General features: G+C 39.2%; 19 protein-coding genes and 3 pseudogenes. 18 read left to right on the forward strand and 4 right to left on the reverse strand.

All coding sequences use genetic code 11. The features are described 5' to 3' along the window. From CL42_RS12135 to CL42_RS17750, 5 genes and pseudogenes are all read left to right on the forward strand, one after another. Positions 1 to 1,353 (forward strand): ATP-binding protein (locus CL42_RS12135; protein WP_155756989.1); only part of this gene is annotated, 1,353 nt, incomplete at its 5' end. Further along, positions 1,346 to 2,047 carry a response regulator transcription factor gene (locus tag CL42_RS12140; protein ID WP_035268833.1) on the forward strand — a complete coding sequence of 234 codons (702 nt, stop codon included), beginning with the start codon at positions 1,346 to 1,348 and terminating at the stop codon, positions 2,045 to 2,047. The genes CL42_RS12135 and CL42_RS12140, both read left to right, overlap by 8 nt. A gap of 22 nt (positions 2,048 to 2,069) precedes the next feature. Beyond that, positions 2,070 to 2,330 carry a hypothetical protein gene (locus CL42_RS12145; RefSeq protein ID WP_051586608.1) on the forward strand — a complete coding sequence of 87 codons (261 nt, stop codon included), beginning with the start codon at positions 2,070 to 2,072 and terminating at the stop codon, positions 2,328 to 2,330. A 10-nt stretch (positions 2,331 to 2,340) separates the two neighbouring features. Then, positions 2,341 to 3,864: a TerC family protein gene (locus CL42_RS12150; RefSeq protein WP_035268836.1), complete on the forward strand. Its 1,524-nt coding sequence runs from the start codon at positions 2,341 to 2,343 to the stop codon at positions 3,862 to 3,864. A gap of 64 nt (positions 3,865 to 3,928) precedes the next feature. Then, positions 3,929 to 4,003 (forward strand): annotated as a pseudogene (locus CL42_RS17750) (Fic family protein); the annotation flags it as partial. Positions 4,004 to 4,284: 281 nt separating this feature from the next. Here the strand turns inward: CL42_RS17750 and CL42_RS12155 are convergent. Both CL42_RS12155 and CL42_RS12160 read right to left on the reverse strand, forming a co-directional pair. Next, positions 4,285 to 5,643, reverse strand: coding sequence for an ATP-binding protein (locus tag CL42_RS12155; protein WP_035268838.1), 1,359 nt, complete (start codon positions 5,641 to 5,643; stop codon positions 4,285 to 4,287). Continuing rightward, positions 5,622 to 6,311, reverse strand: coding sequence for a response regulator transcription factor (locus tag CL42_RS12160; protein ID WP_035268841.1), 690 nt, complete (start codon positions 6,309 to 6,311; stop codon positions 5,622 to 5,624). Before CL42_RS12160 ends, CL42_RS12155 begins: the two co-directional genes overlap by 22 nt. 166 nt (positions 6,312 to 6,477) lie before the next feature. Here CL42_RS12160 and dsbD point away from each other — a divergent pair, with 166 nt between their 5' ends. The 4 genes from dsbD to CL42_RS12180 all read left to right on the forward strand — a co-directional run bounded on the left by dsbD (position 6,478) and on the right by CL42_RS12180 (position 10,467). Then, positions 6,478 to 8,403: a protein-disulfide reductase DsbD gene (gene dsbD / locus CL42_RS12165; protein ID WP_155756990.1), complete on the forward strand. Its 1,926-nt coding sequence runs from the start codon at positions 6,478 to 6,480 to the stop codon at positions 8,401 to 8,403. Continuing rightward, positions 8,400 to 9,242, forward strand: a complete 843-nt coding sequence (locus CL42_RS12170) for a TlpA disulfide reductase family protein (protein ID WP_035268845.1) — start codon at positions 8,400 to 8,402, stop codon at positions 9,240 to 9,242. The genes dsbD and CL42_RS12170 overlap by 4 nt, the downstream gene beginning before the upstream one ends. A gap of 21 nt (positions 9,243 to 9,263) precedes the next feature. After that, a complete protein-coding gene (gene dsbG / locus CL42_RS12175) occupies positions 9,264 to 10,016 on the forward strand; it encodes a thiol:disulfide interchange protein DsbG (protein ID WP_035268849.1) in 753 nt (250 codons plus the stop codon). Positions 10,017 to 10,104: 88 nt separating this feature from the next. Further along, positions 10,105 to 10,467, forward strand: a complete 363-nt coding sequence (locus CL42_RS12180) for a YidH family protein (RefSeq protein WP_035268851.1) — start codon at positions 10,105 to 10,107, stop codon at positions 10,465 to 10,467. A 42-nt stretch (positions 10,468 to 10,509) separates the two neighbouring features. On the opposite strand, the gene CL42_RS12185 is transcribed toward CL42_RS12180, so the two are convergent. After that, a complete protein-coding gene (locus tag CL42_RS12185) occupies positions 10,510 to 10,821 on the reverse strand; it encodes an ArsR/SmtB family transcription factor (protein WP_035268852.1) in 312 nt (103 codons plus the stop codon). A 125-nt stretch (positions 10,822 to 10,946) separates the two neighbouring features. Between CL42_RS12185 and CL42_RS12190 the strand changes: the two genes are divergently transcribed. The 7 genes from CL42_RS12190 to CL42_RS16745 all read left to right on the forward strand — a co-directional run bounded on the left by CL42_RS12190 (position 10,947) and on the right by CL42_RS16745 (position 16,076). Next, entirely contained in the window at positions 10,947 to 11,363 is a 417-nt protein-coding gene (locus tag CL42_RS12190) for a YeeE/YedE family protein (protein ID WP_035268854.1), read from the forward strand. A gap of 1 nt (position 11,364) precedes the next feature. After that, complete coding sequence (locus CL42_RS12195) at positions 11,365 to 11,781, forward strand: DUF6691 family protein (RefSeq protein ID WP_035268856.1); 417 nt, start codon at positions 11,365 to 11,367, stop codon at positions 11,779 to 11,781. Between the two features lie 2 nt (positions 11,782 to 11,783). Continuing rightward, entirely contained in the window at positions 11,784 to 12,656 is an 873-nt protein-coding gene (locus CL42_RS12200) for an MBL fold metallo-hydrolase (protein WP_035268863.1), read from the forward strand. A gap of 201 nt (positions 12,657 to 12,857) precedes the next feature. Continuing rightward, the gene (locus CL42_RS12205; protein ID WP_373683340.1) at positions 12,858 to 13,277 is read left to right on the forward strand and encodes a DUF2946 domain-containing protein; all 420 of its coding nucleotides are present in this window, start codon (positions 12,858 to 12,860) and stop codon (positions 13,275 to 13,277) included. Between the two features lie 243 nt (positions 13,278 to 13,520). After that, a complete protein-coding gene (locus CL42_RS12210) occupies positions 13,521 to 14,951 on the forward strand; it encodes a cytochrome ubiquinol oxidase subunit I (RefSeq protein WP_035268871.1) in 1,431 nt (476 codons plus the stop codon). After that, positions 14,944 to 15,948, forward strand: a complete 1,005-nt coding sequence (cydB, locus tag CL42_RS12215; protein ID WP_035268882.1) for a cytochrome d ubiquinol oxidase subunit II — start codon at positions 14,944 to 14,946, stop codon at positions 15,946 to 15,948. Before CL42_RS12210 ends, cydB begins: the two co-directional genes overlap by 8 nt. Positions 15,949 to 15,959: 11 nt before the next feature. Next, positions 15,960 to 16,076 (forward strand): DUF2474 family protein, encoded by a 117-nt coding sequence (locus CL42_RS16745; protein WP_081403287.1) that lies wholly within the window; start codon positions 15,960 to 15,962, stop codon positions 16,074 to 16,076. 619 nt (positions 16,077 to 16,695) lie between these two features. Here CL42_RS16745 and CL42_RS12220 read toward each other — a convergent pair. Beyond that, positions 16,696 to 17,820 (reverse strand): Fic family protein, encoded by a 1,125-nt coding sequence (locus CL42_RS12220; RefSeq protein ID WP_035268891.1) that lies wholly within the window; start codon positions 17,818 to 17,820, stop codon positions 16,696 to 16,698. 216 nt (positions 17,821 to 18,036) lie between these two features. On the opposite strand from CL42_RS12220, the pseudogene CL42_RS16750 reads away from it, so the two are divergent. Then, positions 18,037 to 18,222: pseudogene (locus tag CL42_RS16750) on the forward strand (transposase); the annotation flags it as partial. Between the two features lie 70 nt (positions 18,223 to 18,292). Continuing rightward, positions 18,293 to 18,983: pseudogene (locus CL42_RS12225) on the forward strand (IS4 family transposase); the annotation flags it as partial.

Genomic DNA, 18,983 nt, shown 5'->3' on the forward strand with positions numbered 1-18,983 from the left:
ACAGCTGTCGTATATTTAGCGTCTCGTTTTAGTATGGCTGTTGCAGTCTTAGCAGCAGCCATTTTTTTTATATCCTATGATTTCTTTTTTTTACAACCATTTAATTCTTTCGATGTATTTGCTAAACAGGGCATTGTTACTCTCTTAGCATTTTTTATATCTGCTTTGATTGCTGGAAGATTAGCGAACAGGTTACGAAAAAAAATTCTTGAACTGCAAAAAGCTAATCATCAGACAGAACTATTGGTTAAGATTGGACGCCAGCTCTCTGTAGCACTTACATCGAGCGAAGTTATCCAAACTACTGAAAGTTTTCTATTGGAGCATTTAGGAATAACGGCTCAGATTGAATTAAATGAATCCGATACTTTATTTGTAACTAGTGCAGAGGAAAATAATAGAAAAATCAAGATACAAGAAGGTCAAACTGATAAGAAAGATATCTTATCTTTGGACAAGGGGACCTCACTTCCTTTAATCAGCCAAGATAGAATGTTTGGTCAAATATATATTCATAAACTTGGTACTGGCACTAAGTTGAATTTAGAACGCACATTTTTAGAACTGATTATTGATTATATTTCACAAGTTTTGGCTAGAACCATGCTTGCTGAGCAATTAGAAGAAGCTAAAATATTAGCTCAGGCCGAACACCTCCGTTCTACGATTCTCTCTTCAATATCACATGATTTAAGAACACCACTTGCAAGTATTAAGGGTGCTGCGGAAACATATAAAAGTTATGAGGCATATTTAAGCGCTGACGATAAGCGGACTCTAATGGATACCTTGCAAACTGAATCAGAGCGTTTAGATCAGTACATTGAAAGTCTCTTGAATATGACAAAATTGGGTAATGAAACAATTAAACTCAACAAGGAGTGGGTAGGCGTAGATGAGTTAATTGGTGCAGCGGTACGTCGCTTAAAACGCTATAGACCTGCTCAGGTTATTCATATTTATTTGCTTGAAGAGGAGTGTGATTTATTTGTTGATGCTCCCCTTCTTGAGCAGGCAATTTTCAATATTTTAGATAATGCCAGCAAGTATTCAAACTATAAAAATATTGAAGTACATGTTCATTATGAAGATCACCTAGAAATTGCTATTCATGATGAAGGTTATGGTTTTATAGATAAAGAAATTCCATTTGTGTTTGATAAGTTTTTTAGAGGTGAACAATCTAAAAATGATAAGAATGGAATGGGCTTAGGACTTTCTATTGTCAAGGCTATTATGACTGCACATGAATCTGAGATCATTATTTCAAAATCCTTGGTTACTTCTGGGTCATGTGTAACATTGCGATTCTCCCAATTTGAGATCAATGCAAAGGGTGATATTGATGGATGATAATTTTGAGGGACGCATTTTAGTCGTTGATGATGAAGTTCAAATTCAGAAATTTCTGAATATTGCCTTACGTGCGCAGGAACTTAAATGCTTATCTGCTTGTCGAGGACAAGATGCTTTAAATCTAATTGATCGAGAGCAAATACATATCGTGATTTTAGATCTAGGCTTACCTGATATGGATGGGAAAGAAGTTCTGATAAAAATTAGAAAAAAATCTCAGGTGCCAGTCATAGTGCTGTCTGCCCGATCAAATGAAATAGAAAAAATTGAATTATTTGATGCTGGTGCAAATGATTATGTGACTAAGCCCTTTAGCGTAAATGAACTTATGGCTCGCATCCGGGCTTTATTACGTGTTTCTCAACAATTGATTAAACCTGTATCAACTTATGAAAGTGAAAGTCTTTGTATTGATTTTCAAACCCGAGAAGTATTGCTTGAAAATGTCAGTGTTAATTTAACAAAAAAAGAATTTGAACTTTTAGAGCTTCTGGTCAGTCAAGAAGGGAAATTGCTCACTCAATCCCAGATCATTAAACGCCTATGGGGACCGTCCCATGCTGAAAACACACATTATTTACGTATTCTGGTTGCTAAGCTTAGAAATAAGCTAGGTGACAATGCGATTGATCCAAAATTTATTTTTACAGAACCTGGCGTTGGTTTGAGATTTATCTCTAAACCTAGCTGAATATTTAGGAAAACGAGCGAACATGGTTACATTGCCGACCCATCAGCTTGAACGAGCCTTGAAGCAGTATCTATCTGAAAATATCAAAATGATCAAAGTAGGTTACAAACTATATGCCCAATTAATGAGTGATTTGGATTTTGTTAATGAGGTTATGAACTCAGCTTTACGTCAAGATCATAGAAAATTTAGAGGAATACCATTAAAAGTATCTCAGGCGGACTATGATTTTAAGCTGATTACAGCAAATGAAAAAATAATAAATATTGCTTTAGAGAGTTAAGGAGGTATCTATGGAATTTTTAATGGATCCAGGAATCTGGGTCGGTTTACTCACTTTAATTGTTTTAGAAATCGTACTAGGTATTGATAACCTCGTTTTTATCGCGATTTTAGCTGATAAACTTCCTCCTGAACAACGTGATAAAGCGCGGATAATCGGGTTGACCTTAGCCTTATTAATGCGTTTAGGTCTGCTTTTTGCGATCTCATGGTTGGTCACTCTCACAGAACCTTTGATTGAGGTGTTTGGAAAAACGTTCTCAGGCCGAGATCTCATTCTTTTATTTGGTGGTTTATTCTTGCTTTATAAAGCGGTAAGCGAATTGCATGAAAGAATGGAGGGTAAGACAGAAGTTCATGTGACAACGAATGTTGTGTATGCAAGTTTTACAGCAGTTGTTGCCCAAATCGTAGTGTTAGATGCCGTATTCTCATTGGACTCAGTTATTACTGCAATTGGTATGGTAGATAATATTTATGTGATGATGATAGCTATGATCGTAGCGATGGTTGTCATGTTAGTTGCATCTAAACCACTCACCAACTTTGTAAACCGTCATCCTACAGTCATTATTCTCTGTTTAAGCTTCTTACTCCTAATTGGTATCAGCTTGATTGCAGAGGGCTTTGGTTTCCATATTCCAAAAGGTTATATCTACTCAGGTATTGGTGTTGCAATTTTAATTGAAGGATTCAATCAGTTTAGCCAGCGAAATGCATCAAAGCATCAATCAAAAATTCCCCTAAGACACCGTACTGCAGATTCAATTTTAAAATTGATGGGTGGGAAAGTAGAAACTGTTTCAGATAGTCCCCAACGCACTGAAGCTCAAGAAGTATTTGCGGATGAAGAACGTTATATGATTGGGGGAGTGCTTACCTTAGCTGAAAGATCAGTTGCTTCTATCATGACGCCACGAAGTCAAATTTCTTGGATCAATATGAATGATACACCTGAAGAAATTCGTGAACAGGTATTGTCTGTCCCACATAGCCTTTTTCCCATCTGCCGAGGTAGTTTGGATAAAGTCTTAAGTGTTGTTCGCGCTAAAGAAATCTTAGAAGTACTTGATGATAATGAACAATTAAAGACTCTAATTAAACGTCATCGCCCAATTTTTATTTTTGAAAAAATGAAAGTTATCGATGCAATTAATACTTTACGGTCTTCTAAAGGATCATTAGTTTTAGTCAATGATGAGTTTGGAAATGTACAAGGTCTAATTTCTCCACTTGATGTATTTGAAGCAATTGCTGGGGAATTCCCTGATGCAGATGAACAACTGGATTTAGTCAAGTTAGATGACCGTACTTGGAAAGCATCAGGTATGTTAGATCTTTATCAACTTGAACTAGAATCAGGCTTAGATCTAGTTGAGGAAGATTCTGGTTATATCAGTATTTCAGGATTAATACTGGATAAGTGTAATGGTACAGTAGAAGTGGGTTCTAGTTTAGACTATCAAGGTGCACACTTTAAAGTAACAGAATTAGAAGCGAACCATATTAAAACAGTCATGATTACTTTGAAGTAACCATAGTCCTTCTAGGCCCTCATAATTTTTTAAGAGGGCCTATTTGTTTGCGGGGCGTAGACCAGAGATTGGATTAATTGAACGAACCATCCCTGATAAGCCTAAGAGTCCTAAGCAAAAGTACAAATTAAAAAATTGAACTATACTGAGGTTGATGTGATTATTAATATCATAATGAGTTAATTGTAATGTTATAACATTGCATTTATTTTTAGATGTAATTTTCTGCTATAATGCCGTACGTCACTTCAAATCCTGAATTCGGATTTGAACAAGATTTTAAAGTGATTCAATGCACTAAATCTAATATGGGTCAAAATTGGGTCAATGAATTTTTTTATTCAATAAAAGAGCTTTAAAATGAATGAGTTAGGTTTTAAGTTCAATTGACGCCACCAAATGATAAGAAACTTTATTCAACTATCTTCGAGATAACACCGTAATCTTTAATCCTGTAGGTAAATTCGGTTCAAATTGGACGGCGTAAGTATATTGTTGCAGCATCATCTTGACCAAAGACAACCCTAAACCATGACCTTTTTGTTGTGCTGACTTGCGCCAGAAACGTTGCCCCAAATACAGAATATCTTCAGCATTTAAATGTGTACCATTATCTTGAATGCAAAACGTATTTTCCTGCATGCTCACCTCAATCACATCAGCGTTTGCATGCAATAAGGCATTTTCAAGTAGGTTTTTAACAACGGCATATAAGACAAATTCAGGTAATGCTAAATCACCAAGACTGTGCCAATCGACTTGAATTTTAGAGGTTGCTTCAGGATAAATGAGCGCTAAATCATGAATTACCTGAGCAACAACAGGTTTAATTTGAATGCTTGCTGTGATTTGTTCAAAAGATTGATCGGTATTCGACAGCATCAGTAATTGTTCAAGTAATTCAGAATAACGATGAATACTTTGATTGGCTTGATCTAAACGCTGTTGCAATTTGGCATTGCCGTCATTTTGTGCCATCAGTTGTGCCAATTGCACATTGGTTTTAATTGCAGTTAAAGGACTGCGTAATTCATGTGCCGCATATGCACTAAAGACTTTTTCATTTTCAAGACTTTGATGCAGTTTATGGACTAAGCGATTCGCATTTTGCACAAAAGGGTAGATCTCTGAGGGCATGGTATTGGCATCTAAGCTTGTGAGATATTGGCTTGCTTCATTGAGCGATAAATTTGACTGACTTAAATGACTAGCAACCTGATCCAAGGCTTTAAATTCCCGACGAATAATCAAAACAATTAAGCCGATACACAACAATAATGACAAGGTCAGCGGAATTAAGACCGATTGCAAAATTTGTTTCAGTAAAGATTCTCGCAGAAACATACGCTCTGCAGCTACCACTTGAATCTCACCGCGACGCAATACATAACTGCGCCATTGTGTCTCACCTTGTTGCCAAGTACTAAAACCAACCGCTTGCTGACTTAAATCTTTCGGTGCACCGCGTGTTTTGGCAATCACATGCCGTCCTACACTGATGTCAGAGCTAAATAATGATACTTCGCACGCGATCAATTGTTCTTGGTCTGTGGAATGAAGTTGTTGAGCTAAGGCAGACTCATCCAAGCTTTGCAGTGGTAATTGTTGAATTAGCCGTGCCACCATTTGTGCGGAGGCATTTAGACGTTGATCTAGAGTCTCCTGTAGACGTTTTTGTAAGTCGATATACAACCAAACAAACACCACACTCCATAAGCCGATCATCACAGCTAGAAGACTGCTGACCAATCGCCATTTTAAGCTGTGTGATTTTTGCATGGAATTGACTCAGCAATTTTAAACATATAACCGACACCCCGAATGGTCTGAATATAGTCCGCATTCAATTTTTGCCTTAAGTGATAAATATGGACATTCAGAGCATTGCTTTCGATACTGTCTTGGAAGCCGTATAACTTATCTAGCAAAACTTCATTTTTCAGTACTTGATTTGGATGGCTCATCAAGGTTTCAAGCAAACTGTATTCACGTCGTGAAAGCTGAATCATTTGATCTTGATAAAGGACTTCTTGGGTGTCTTTATTGAGTTTTAAGTGGTCAAATTGAATGACATTCGATGAAAAACCGCGGTGACGTCGGGTGAGTGCATGAACCCGTGCAATTAGTTCATCCAGTTCAAAAGGCTTGGTCAAATAGTCGTCGGCACCGACATTTAAAGCCTCAACACATTGCTGGGTCTGCAACCGTGCGGTTAAAACCAAAATAGGGATATGAATCTGATCCCTGCGCCATGATCGCAGTAGGTCTAAACCATCTTGATCCGGTAGGCCTAAATCCAGCAAACATAAATCGACTGCACTATGACGGATAAAATAATCTGCATCACGCGCATGACTCACATGTTCTACTGAAATATTTAAAAAATCCAAAGTGGCACAAATACTCGAGGCAATATATGGATCATCTTCAACCAAAACAACAAACATAGCGTTTTCCTGACTTCCTGTCTGTATTTTATAAATGATTTATCTTGTTAATGCTCCCTTAATTTATGCTTTTGCATAATCAACTGAAATAGATTTAAGTCGGGTATTAAAGTCATCTATGCGTATAGGGTTAATAGGGTTGTGTGGAATATTCAGCATTTTGAGTATGCAAAGTGCATCCGCTGATTTTTTACCCCCTGATCAAGCATTTTCTTTTCAAGCTGTATCCACAGCTCAAGACCAAGCCAGTTTCACGTGGCGTATTGCTGATGGATATTATCTATATCATGATCAGCTTAAAGTCATTGAAAATGGCAAAGCATTATCACTGCAACTGCCTCGTCCACAGCAAAAAGATGACCCCAATTTCGGCATGACCGAAGTACATTATGGGCAAGTGCAAGCGACTGTCGCCATGCAACCCAATCAAAGCTATAAAATCGAATGGCAAGGCTGTGCCGAAAGTGGCTTATGTTATCCAGTACAGCGTACAACCATTCACACCGATGCCGATGGATTATTGCCTGAAAGCAAGCTGAGTCAGCAAAGTACAACGCAAAAGAAATTATTAGATGCAGTCACATCGTCGTCATTACCCAATACTGCAATACCTGTAGAACTCCAGGCGAAAAACACTGAAACTGTAACAGTTGTAACGCCAGCAAATACAGCAGAAGTCAAAGAGGATGAGAATGGTTTAAGTCCCTCTTCTGAAGTGACTGCTTTAACAGAACCTAGCGAAGCTAGTGCGCCAGAGCTAGATGATGCCTTGATGATGCAGGCAAGTTTTGAATCTGTGACTACAACGAATGCTGAACAGCGTACGAAGCAGGCCGATTGGAACAACGACCAGTACTTCTTTTATTTACTTTCAACAGACAATATTGCACTGAATCTGATCATTTTTTTAGGTTTAGGGATATTGCTCGCATTCTTACCTTGTTCCTTACCATTGATTCCGATCTTATCCAGTATTTTAGTGCAACGTCATCGTGGCTATCGTGCCGGCATGATTGCTGGTGTCTTTGTGGTCGGAATGGCATTGATTTATGCCTTGATGGGTTTAGCTGTGGCAGGACTCGGCTATAACTTCCAACGTTGGTTACAAAGTCCCATCTTTATTGGGGTGTTTGCCGTGATGTTCGTGCTGTTTGCATTGAATTTATTTGGCGTATTCCAGTTGTCTTTACCACAAGGTGTATTACAGCGTTTAGATCAATGGCAACAACGACAAAAAGGTGGAACCTTATGGGGTTCATTCATTATGGGCATGATCTCTGCGCTAATTGTCGGACCCTGTATGAGTGCGCCATTGGCAGGGGCTTTGCTGTTTGTTGCGCAATTGCCTGAACCGTGGATGGGGGCTAGTTACCTGTTTATTCTAGGTCTAGGTGTGGGCTTACCATTGTTGATTGCCTGTGTGTTTGGTGCACAGTACTTACCAAAACCAGGCGTGTGGATGGATCGTCTGAAATTCACTTTCGGTTTTGTCATGCTGTTGTTGGCGGTGTATTTTCTGCGTCCTTTACTGCCGAGTGTGGTTTATTTGATGTTGATGGGACTCTTATGCATTAGTATCACGGTTTACATTTTATGGAAGATACGTCCGCATATTTTGCAAATGCCGATGCAACTGCTGTTGATTGCTATGAGCTTAGCGACCGCAATATCGGGTGGATGGTATGTCACGCAAGCATGGTCACAACTGAATACGACACAAGCCACAACATTAGTCGCATGGCAAAAAGTACGTACCCAAGCTGAGCTTGAACAGGCACTCAATAAAGTCAAAGGACAAGCAGTGCTCATAGATGTGTATGCCGATTGGTGTGTGGCTTGTCAGCCGATTGAAAAAGAGGTGTTACCTCGTGCCGATGTACAAACAGCTTTAGATGCTGTTGCTCGAATCAAACTCGATTTAACCGAATATGAAGCAAGTCAAGATATTGTGCTGAAAGACTGGCAGATTTTAGGACCTCCAACCATGATTTTCTTAGATGTACAGCATCAAGAACAGCGCAATCTACGTTTGACGGGTACCTTTAGTGCAGCGCAACTCTTGAGCCGATTAAACCGAGGTACACCGCCATGATTTCGAATGAAGCACTGCATCTTGGACCCTTGATGTTGCCATGGGCATTGTTATGTTTGGTGTTGGCTTTGCTGATCACTGCCATGGTTGGACGAAAAATCGGGCAACAAGAACAGTGGTCAACCGAAATCCAACAGCGTTTCCAAGATTCGATTTGGAGCAGTGTTTGGATCGGATTACTCGGTGCACGCTTGATCTTTATTGGATTGAATATGGAGTCTTATCTCGCATCGCCCATTGATATGCTGAAAATTCAAGACAAAGGTTTTCATCTAATAGGCGGTGTGCTGACAGGAAGTGCGTGGTTTTGGTGGAAAAACTCAGCCATGACAAAAAAAGCCAAGGCCATTTTATTACTGATCTTTGTCATGCTTATGGGGGCAGGATGGGCAGTACAAAAAATCATGTATCAAGATAGCCATTATCCAAGTTTGAGTTTTCCAAGTCTGAAGCTTGCCCATCAAGATCCGTCAGAAATCATTGCGCTAAAACAATTTCAAGGTCAGCCGACGGTTGTGAATTTATGGGCGAGTTGGTGCCCGCCGTGTCATCGTGAAATGCCCGTATTACAGCATGCGCAGGATCAATATCCTGAGGTGCATTTTGTCATGCTCAATCAAGGGGAAGAGGTCGATACCGTCCGTGCTTATCTCACAAAACATCACTTCAGTTTTAAACACGTTCTGCTAGATGTGCAGGGTGAAATGCCACAAGCAGTGAACAGTTTAGGTTTACCCACTACCTTATTTTTCAATGCACAAGGTCAGTTGATTGCGCGTCATCAAGGCGAGCTCAGTCAAGCGATGTTGCAACAATACTTAAAGAAAATGAATCCATAAATTGATCATAGGATATGCATCATGAATACTTTACTTAAAACCAGTTTACTTATCGGAACACTGTTGACGGTGGCATGTGGTGTCAGTGCCAATCCGAATGCCATTAAAAAACAACTCGAAAAAGAAGGCTTTCAATTTGTCAAACCAATTCCTGCACCTGAAGGTTTAACGGGTTGGGTGGGGCATGAAGACCAATATTCCAATACCATTTTTATTTCCAATGATGGCAAGTATTACATCAAAGGCGAGTTGTTTGATGCCCAAGGAAATAGTCTTTCCAACAGCCAAATTGAAATGCATATGAAAAAAGCCATTTTAGATAATGTATGGAAAACATTAGAAGATTCAACCTGGATTCAAGATGGCAAAACCGATGCGCCACGTATTGTCTATGTATTCTCAGATCCCAATTGCCCGTATTGCCATAAATTTTGGCAAGAAGCACGTCCTTGGGTAGAGTCAGGCAAGGTTCAATTGCGTCATGTTCAAGTGGGTGTGATTCGTGAAGAAAGCCGTGCTCAGGTGGCAACTTTACTGATGTCAAAAAATCCAACAGCGGTATTTCATGATATCAATGTCAATCGTGGCAAAAAGCGCCTTAAACCAGCAGAAAATATTCCTGTAGAGATAGCAGAAAAAATTGATTTTAACCAAAATTTAATGGGCAAATATGGTTTCTTCTCAACACCCTCCATTGCTTGGCGTGATAGCAAGGGTAACTTCCAGTCTGCACAAGGGATGCCGAGTGATCTCAAAGAAATCTTTGAAAAATAAGTAAAATAGATGCTCACCAAGCCAACACAATAGCCCGTCTAAGATCATGCTAAGCTCAACATCAACCACTTAAACATCAGGGGGCACAATGTCAAATTTACAAGATCCACGGGTATTGTTTGCTTTGGAACGTACGGCATTGGCATGGAATCGCAGTGGTTTAGCGCTGATAGCCTTTGGTTTTTTGATTGAAAAATCAAATGTATTGCTACAACTACTGCACTCTGAGCAATATCAGCACAAAATTATCTATGGACAGTGGCTGGGCATTGCCGTGATTGTGTTTGGTTTATTGGTGAACTTTGCCTCAATTTTGCAATATCGTCGAGGGTTGCGCTCATTAACCGAACAAGAATTTATTGAGGATTATCAGACCCAACATCCCGTATGGCTGAATTTATTTACCATGCTGACCGGGTTTTTACTGATCATCTCATTTTGGATTTACTAAACTTGGCTGAGCTTCCAGACAAGAGGGCATGCACAAAAATGTTTATTCCTGACAGTACAATTGATACAGCGTTTGCATAATGCCCAGCACTTTAGGGTCTGCTAATTGATAATAAATTTGTTTGCCTTCGCGACGTGTCGAGACAATTTTATTGTTCCGTAAAACGGTCAATTGTTGTGACAGAGTCGGCTGATGAATATCGGTACATTCCTCAATTTGCTGAACATTCAATTCGCCATGGATCAATACACATAAAATTTTTAATCGGTCAGGATTCGATAACACTTTCAAGCAATTGGAAACGGTATCGACCTGCGTAAATTCAATTTTTAAGTTATCGATTGTGATGTTCATAACGTCTAACCTGAATGAGAAAAAGCAAAGGGAGAAAAGTATGTCGAGATAATAACATAAAATGACTTGATTAATATACAAACTTATATAATATAAGTTTAAATATTATTTATGGCGCGTTAACTATGCATGATTTTGTAATAGCGTTTCTTGGCGGTACCCTGTTAGGCATTGCAGTAGTAGGGTATCTGTATGTGAATGGTCGTATTGCAGGCATCAGTGGTTTGATTGCGCAGGTACTGAATCCACAGACGATTTTTAAAACGCCTGCAGTGTGGTTTCTTTTAGGCTTGATCATCACGCCATTTATTTATGGTCTTTTTGTACAACCAGAGATTATCGTGTCTGCTAGCCCAATAATGATGATTATTGCTGGTTTACTGGTGGGTTTTGGTACCCGCTTAGGTTCAGGTTGTACCAGTGGTCACGGTATTTGTGGGATCAGCCGATTATCTAAACGTTCCATCATTGCCACCATGACTTTTATGTTCGCAGGCTTTGTGACTGTATATATCGTTCGTCACTTGATTGGAGCATTCTAAAATGAAAAACGTTTTGGCTTTTGTATTTGGTTCGCTCTTTTCAGTGGGCTTGATGTTCTCAGGTATGTCTAATCCGCAAAAAGTCATCGACTTTTTAGATCTATTCGGCAACTGGGACGCGAGTCTTGCTTTTGTCATGATGGGCGCAATTACAGTGGCATTTATACCATTCCAAAAAGCGTTGCGTAGTAGTGCGCCAACCACAGTATTTAATCAACCGATTGATTTACCACGTAACAATAAAATTGATGTAAAACTGATTACAGGTGCGTTAATGTTTGGTGCAGGCTGGGGTATTGCTGGTGTTTGCCCAGCACCAAGTTTCACTTTAATTGGTTTAGGGCATTATCAAGTGCTGTATTTTATTGTTGCCATGCTTGCAGGTGTATTGATTCACCGTAAATGGTCAGGAGCTTAACCATGCAACGCCCGATTGTTCAGGATTTTTTTGACCAAGCGACTAATACCTTTAGTTATGTGGTGACTGATCCAGCGACCAAGCTCTGTGCCATCATTGACAGTGTCTTGGACTATGATGCGTCTTCTGCAACCACCTCAACGACCCATGCTGATCAAATCATTGCGTATGTTAAAGCACAAGATTTGCAAGTGGAATGGATTTTAGAAACCCATGTACATGCCGATCATTTGACTGCCGCGCAGTATTTAAAGTCGGTATTGGGTGGCAAAATTGCCATGAGTCATCATATTGCGTTGGTACAAGAGACCTTTAGTGCCATTTATAACCTAGACATCAAGCAGTTTAATGCTCAGCAACAATTTGATTATTTATTTGATGATCATGAATATTTTCATATTGGTGAGCTCGAGGCATATAACATCCCAACACCGGGGCATACGCCGGCATGTTTAAGTTATGTCGTGGGTGACGCCGTGTTTGTCGGTGATACTTTGTTTATGCCGGACTATGGTACCGCACGTTGTGATTTCCCACGGGGTAGTGCAGACACCTTGTTTGATTCGGTGCAAACCCTGTATCAATTGCCAGAAACGACTCGCGTATTTTTGTGTCATGATTATTTGCCAAAGACGCGTGATGAATATCACTGCCAAACCGATATTCAAACCAAAAAACAGCACAATATTCATATTCATGAAGGTACCACTAAGGCTGAATTTGTTCAGATGCGTAATCAGCGCGATGCTACCTTGAGTATGCCCAAATTGATTTTGCCTTCGATTCAAATCAATATGCTTGCAGGGCATTTTCCTGAGCCTGAAGCAAATGGCGTGTCTTATCTGAAGTTGCCATTGAATTTCTTTAAAGCATAAATAATTGTAACTACAATTATTTATGCGCAGATTACATCTTTATCTTAAATATTCATATTTATATCTTTAAAGTGAATATTCACTTTAAAGATCGTATTTTTTTAGCTATATTAGTTCTATAAAGCTGACTTGAGCCCTCGGATTTCAAGCCAGCATTGCTTTTCTAAGCATATTGCTTGTGTTGGTATACGTTGAGAGAATATGTTGCTCAGACAGAGTGGACTGTGTCTTGCAATTGCGACCTTACTTTTGCAAATCGTAGTATATTTACAACCACTATTACCCGAAGAATTTCAAATTGTTCCGGTGTGTCTGTCTATTACACATAATTTATTGTCCCCAGAAAAACACCAACACATTCACCAGACCTATCATGAACTAGTGCATCATCTGACTCACGATCATCATGAGCACGATGATCATAATTGGCAAAACCACCAATGCCAGTACTGTAAAGTCTATGGTGATGTGGTCCTTCCTTTTGATTTTAATCTGCACGAAATTATCGATAGAATTCAGGTTCGATTGACGTCTTATCAAGACGCTTTTCGGCATGTCTATTTTTCGCTGAAAAGGCTTTATCTACTGCCCCAAGGGCGAGCCCCACCTTTAACACTTTAGAACTGGTTTTGTATGGAAGTTTTTAATCGAACTTCATAGATTAACGTTATATAGTGTAATCACATGAATTTAATTTTTTTGTTGTCTGTTGACCGCAGACTGAATACGTTCGTCTGTCGAAAAAGCGTAGAGATACAGTTTACTGACAGAGCTCAACAGGCTTGCGACAGTGTAAACAAGTCTTCGGTTCTAGACTTAAGTTTGAACCGCAATCACCACACAATTTCACAATAAGGTGACGACATGAATTTAGGTTTAACAGCGCTCGAATTGGCGCGGATTCAATTCGCTTTTACAGTTTCGTTTCATATTATTTTTCCTGCCATTTCCATTGGACTTGCAAGCTTTCTTGCTGTTCTAGAGTGGCGATGGCTAAGAACCAATGACCCTCTGTACCGAGATTTATTCCAATTTTGGATCAAGATTTTTGCATTATCGTTCGGGATGGGCGTGGTCTCTGGCGTAGTAATGAGCTACCAATTTGGCACCAACTGGAGTGAATTTTCCCGTATTGCCGGGAGTGTTACAGGGCCTTTACTTAGTTATGAAGTGCTCAGTGCATTCTTCTTAGAAGCTGGCTTTTTGGGCATCATGTTGTTTGGTTGGGGGCGGGTCGGACCCAAAACCCATTTCTTTGCTACCCTCATGGTGGCCATCGGCACCTGCATTTCCATGTTTTGGATTTTGTCGTCCAACAGTTGGATGCAAACCCCACAAGGCTTCACCTTTGAAAATGGCATTATCGTGCCGCAAGATTGGTTTGAAATTGTCTTTAACCCGTCCTTTCCATACCGTTTAGCGCATATGGCATTGGCAGCTTTCTTGGTTTCAGGTCTATTGGTTGCTGCCACTGCAGCTTGGCATTTACTCAAAGGTCGTCGTGATGCCTTGGTAAAAAAATCATTTTCCATGGCCATGTGGATGATCTTAGCGCTTGCGCCACTGCAAATGTTTGTCGGTGATTTACATGGTCTAAATACCTTAGAACATCAACCTGCCAAATTGGCTGCGATTGAAGGGCATTGGGAAACCAATAAAGATCATGGCATGCCGTTATATTTATTTGGTATTCCGGATATGGAAGCTGAAGAAACCAAGTATGCAATTGGGATTCCGAATCTTGGTAGTCTTATCATGACGCACACGCTAGATGGTGAGGTGAAAGGCTTAAAAGAATTTGCCCCTGAAGATCGACCAAACTCGCTCGTGGTGTTTTGGAGCTTCCGCATCATGGTGGGTATGGGGGTCTTGATGATTCTGCTTGCGCTAATGGGTGCATGGTTACGTAAAACTGGGAAATTTTATGAGTCGAAATGGCTACACAAATTTGCCTTATGTATGGGACCTTCAGGCTTTATTGCCTTACTTGCGGGATGGTTTACCACAGAAGTCGGTCGTCAGCCGTGGATTATCTATGGTGTGATGCGTACTAAAGATGCCTTGTCACCGGTATCGGCAGAACAAGTCGGTTTAACCTTAATTATCTTTGTGATTGTGTATTGCATTGTGTTTGGCATTGGGATTTATTACATGCTGAAAATGATGGGCAAAGGACCACAGTTTATTCATTCTCAAGCACATAGTGATGGGGAAGTGATTCGTGCGTCGAATCGTCCAATGAGTACCATTGATGAAGACTTAGATGCAGCCCCGCAGGAGAAAAACCATGATTGATTTATCCTTAATTTGGGTGGTGATCATTGCCGTTGGGGTGCTAATTTATGTGATGCTCGATGGTTTCGACTTAGGGATTGGCATCTTATTTCCTTTGGTGAAAGACCGCCAAGAGCGTGATGTGATGATGAATACCGTCGCACCGGTTTGGGATGGGAATGAAACGTGGATGGTCTTAGGTGGCGCAGGCTTATTTGCCGCTTTTCCATTGGTGTATTCGACTGTGCTCTCTGCGCTATATATGCCGATTATCTTAATGGTCATTTCGCTGATTTTCCGTGGAGTGGCATTTGAGTTTCGCTTTAAAGCCAATCGAACTAAACACTTATGGGATCAGGCCTTTATTTGGGGTTCCATCCTCGCTTCATTTTTCCAAGGCATGATTTTAGGGGCATATATTCAAGGCATTGAAACCACCAATGGTATTTATAGTGGTGGTGGATTAGATTGGTTGACCCCATTTTCAATGTTTACCGGCATTGCGGTGGTGGTGCTGTATGCTACTTTGGGCTGTGGTTGGTTGATTTTTAAAACCGATGCACGGGTACAAGAGCATATGTTTAGCCTCATGCCAAAACTGATTATTGCCTTATTAGTGATCTTTGGTGCGGTCAGTATTTATACCCCAATGGTACATGCAGACATTGCTAGTCGTTGGTTTAGCTTGCCTCAACTGTATTATTTTAGCCCTGTGCCGATTTTAGTGTTGGTGTTTACGGTATTGGCATTACGTGCCTGTAAACGACGTCAGGAGTTTGCACCATTTATTTATACCTTAGCCTTGGTGCTGTTGGCTTATACAGGGTTCCTCATCAGTCTATGGCCAAATATCATTCCACCGTCTGTCACGATTTGGCAGGCTGCTGCACCACAAAGTAGTCAGCTATTTGCCTTGATTGGGACATTGGTATTGATCCCGATTATCTTGTTCTATACCGCACTATCGTATTGGGTGTTTCGCGATAAAGTCCGTGTCGGCGATGATGGCTATCATTAAGGAGAATCATCATGAAGCTCAATCAAGCAGGGTGGTTTATTGTGCTATGGCTGGGTGGCGTACTCAGTCTAGCCATTGTTGCAGGTTTTTTTAGACTGCTGATTCAATGGGCATATGAGTTAAATTAAAATGATTTCAAATCCATCATCTTGTCGATCAAGGTGATGGATTTTTTAATTTTTATAATATAGTTGTCTTACATAAATACTTTTTAAAGTTGCCACGGAATTTCCACCAACAGTTATGCCTTCTAAAATGATTTTGGTATCCAGTATTGTAAGAGCATTACTTTCGATTATATTTGAGTGGTATGTCTAACGAACACTAAGAGTTTCTTGTAGATTTTTGACAATCTTAGGGGGGGAGAGGATGATACTAATCTAATTTTTTTAAGCATCAATATTTTTAAACATACCTTTATGCCTACAGCTGTATTCTCAAATGATACTTGAAAAACAGAAATATAAAAAAGTAATGCTATGATTTTTCATTTTATATTCAATTTACATGCGTTAATCTCAGTACGCAAGTTCAAATCCTAAAGCTACTTTGAATAAAATTAATTTTAGGATTCAATACACTAAATCTAATTTGGGTAAAAATTGGGTATATAATTCTATATTATAAATTAATATTTGAAATCAATGGTTTAAAATGTGAGTTCAATTGACGCCATCTCAGATTTTTTTGTAAGGCATATGAATCTCGTTAAAACTTGGCAATGGGGTTCACCGGATGCTTACATATTTAATTCAATGAAGCATGAATTTGATATCTGGTATTGCGCCCACCACCTTCTAATTTCACAATACAGCCTTTTTCTAATAAATCAGTAAGATGGCGAGTGGCTGTAGCTTTACTGACTTTCGCAACTTTTTGATATTGTGCTGCACTGATACCATCTTCAAAGCCATTTTCACCACCATCTAGCAGTCTGTTTAAGACTTTACGTTGTCCTTCATGGAAGTCAATTTCAGAGTATTTTTTCCAAAAATTACTTTTAAAAAGTGTTCTGTTAATACGTTTTAAAGTTTGCTCTAGACTTTCATTAAGAGCTTCTAAAAACCAAAATAGCCATTCAGTGATATTAGAATCACCTTTTTGCGTGGCTTCAAGTACCTCGTAATAGCTTTTTCGCTTATTCAAAATAACAGGTGACATTGCGTATAATCGGATACTTTGTTGATCCATTTGCGCTAAGGCAAGGTCGGTTAGTGTTCGTGTTATACGTCCGTTACCATCGTCAAAAGGATGGAGAGTTACGAACCACAGATGAGTAATACCTGCTCGAATAATTGGATCAAGCAAATGATTGGATTTACTTGCATTAAACCATTCAATAAATTCATTAAGTCGCTGCTCTAGCCCAATTCGTGGTGGGGCTTCAAAATGTACAGTTGGATACTCAATACGACCAGAAACCACTTGCATTGGCTCATGTCCACGTAGCTGACCAACACGAATCCGTTGCATTGTCCAATCAGTTTCATTAAAGAGCCATTGGTGCCACTGGAATAATCTTTCAATCGTCAAATCTTGGTTAAAGTTATTCAGTGCATCGAACATAATATCTGCCAATCCATCAGAACGTTCAGAGCTTGGATAAGGCTGTTCTAGAGATACACCTAAGCGTTTTGCTAAAGACGATCGTAATGAGTAGACATTGAGAGTCTCATTTTCAATAGCAGAAGAAGAAACAAGATTGGCAATTAAGTTATCCAATGTTAAGTGTTCTTTTTCAGGATTATGTTGACTTTGCCCGAGTAAAATACCGACCTTTTGATGGATGTGTCTCGTTAGAGGTAGGATCTTATAGTCATCCCATGTGAAGGCTGTCCAGTTAACTTGTTTCCATATCCAATCACCATACATAATGATTACTCTTCTAGTTAAATAATGTGATGAGAATATAGTGTATATTCGGCTCAAATTTTGAGTCAAATAATTATGATAAACAGCTCATTTTGATTTATGATGGATACATAAAATTGATTCAGTAATTATCAGTTACAGTATAATCTTTCAGTTTCAATTGGCTTTGTTGCACGAACCTATCGTTAAGGGCTTATTCCACAATATAATTTTCAAATGAATAAGCCCACACCTAAAATTTACCGTGCTCTCAATTGGTCTACATACAACCGCGCACTTATTAATCGTGGAAATATTGCCATTTGGTTTGATTCAAAAACTCAGTAGTATGCACAAGCAAAGGGCAAGCAAGGTCGAAATCAAACTTATTCTGATGTAGCAATCCAATGTTGCCTAATGATTCTTTGTACACGACAAAAAAGATAACTCATTGAAATAATGGCATAATACTTGTTTTCTGACGACGAATATGATGACAAATTTCAATGAGTTATATCTCATCTTAAACAAATATCTAAAGTGGAACAAGTCACATGTAAAATGTTTTACAATGATTATGCTTGCATTAATTGTAAAACAGACATGTAATCTTTCTTCTGCATCTAAAGCCTTACCCATCAAGTGCTTACCACAATCATTTTATCGACGTATACAACGCTTCTTTGCAGATCAGTATTTCGATTATCGTCAAATTTCTCAGTTAATTTTCAATATATTTTCATTCGACAAAGTGCAACTGACTTTAGATAGAACCAATTGGAAATGGGGAAAACGAAATATTAATATCCTGATGCTTGCGATCGTTTATCGTGGAATAGCGATACCTATCGTTTGGACATTGCTTAATAAACGTGGAAATTCAGATACGAAAGAGCGGATTGCTTTGATTCAACGCTTTATATCCATTTTTGGTAAAGACCGTATTGTGAATGTGTTCGCAGACAGAGAGTTTATCGGTGAGCAGTGGTTTACATGGTTAATTGAACAAGACATCAACTTCTGCATTCGTGTTAAAAAAACTTCATTGTCACCAATCATTTAGGGAAGAATCATAAAATTAGTGATTTATTTCGCCATCTTCAACTTGGTCAAATTGAATGTCGTAAACGACGGATTTTGGTTGGTCGGGTGAAACTATATATGAGTGCACTACAGTTAGAAAG

It is taken from the genome of Acinetobacter sp. Ver3 (assembly GCF_000632455.1).
In the GTDB taxonomy this organism is placed as follows: domain Bacteria; phylum Pseudomonadota; class Gammaproteobacteria; order Pseudomonadales; family Moraxellaceae; genus Acinetobacter.

Bases quoted from the DNA above. Each gene is read 5' to 3' on its own strand.
- CL42_RS12205 (WP_373683340.1), top strand. From the start codon at position 12,858: ATGTTGCTCAGACAGAGTGGACTGTGTCTTGCAATTGCGACCTTACTT.
- CL42_RS12155 (WP_035268838.1), bottom strand. From the start codon at position 5,643: ATGCAAAAATCACACAGCTTAAAATGGCGATTGGTCAGCAGTCTTCTA.
- CL42_RS12160 (WP_035268841.1), bottom strand. From the start codon at position 6,311: ATGTTTGTTGTTTTGGTTGAAGATGATCCATATATTGCCTCGAGTATT.
- CL42_RS12190 (WP_035268854.1), top strand. From the start codon at position 10,947: ATGCATGATTTTGTAATAGCGTTTCTTGGCGGTACCCTGTTAGGCATT.
- CL42_RS12180 (WP_035268851.1), top strand. From the start codon at position 10,105: ATGTCAAATTTACAAGATCCACGGGTATTGTTTGCTTTGGAACGTACG.
- CL42_RS12150 (WP_035268836.1), top strand. From the start codon at position 2,341: ATGGAATTTTTAATGGATCCAGGAATCTGGGTCGGTTTACTCACTTTA.
- cydB (WP_035268882.1), top strand. From the start codon at position 14,944: ATGATTGATTTATCCTTAATTTGGGTGGTGATCATTGCCGTTGGGGTG.
- CL42_RS12195 (WP_035268856.1), top strand. From the start codon at position 11,365: ATGAAAAACGTTTTGGCTTTTGTATTTGGTTCGCTCTTTTCAGTGGGC.
- CL42_RS12210 (WP_035268871.1), top strand. From the start codon at position 13,521: ATGAATTTAGGTTTAACAGCGCTCGAATTGGCGCGGATTCAATTCGCT.
- dsbD (WP_155756990.1), top strand. From the start codon at position 6,478: ATGCAAAGTGCATCCGCTGATTTTTTACCCCCTGATCAAGCATTTTCT.
- CL42_RS12200 (WP_035268863.1), top strand. From the start codon at position 11,784: ATGCAACGCCCGATTGTTCAGGATTTTTTTGACCAAGCGACTAATACC.
- dsbG (WP_035268849.1), top strand. From the start codon at position 9,264: ATGAATACTTTACTTAAAACCAGTTTACTTATCGGAACACTGTTGACG.
- CL42_RS16745 (WP_081403287.1), top strand. From the start codon at position 15,960: ATGAAGCTCAATCAAGCAGGGTGGTTTATTGTGCTATGGCTGGGTGGC.
- CL42_RS12170 (WP_035268845.1), top strand. From the start codon at position 8,400: ATGATTTCGAATGAAGCACTGCATCTTGGACCCTTGATGTTGCCATGG.
- CL42_RS12145 (WP_051586608.1), top strand. From the start codon at position 2,070: ATGGTTACATTGCCGACCCATCAGCTTGAACGAGCCTTGAAGCAGTAT.
- CL42_RS12185 (WP_035268852.1), bottom strand. From the start codon at position 10,821: ATGAACATCACAATCGATAACTTAAAAATTGAATTTACGCAGGTCGAT.
- CL42_RS12140 (WP_035268833.1), top strand. From the start codon at position 1,346: ATGGATGATAATTTTGAGGGACGCATTTTAGTCGTTGATGATGAAGTT.
- CL42_RS12220 (WP_035268891.1), bottom strand. From the start codon at position 17,820: ATGTATGGTGATTGGATATGGAAACAAGTTAACTGGACAGCCTTCACA.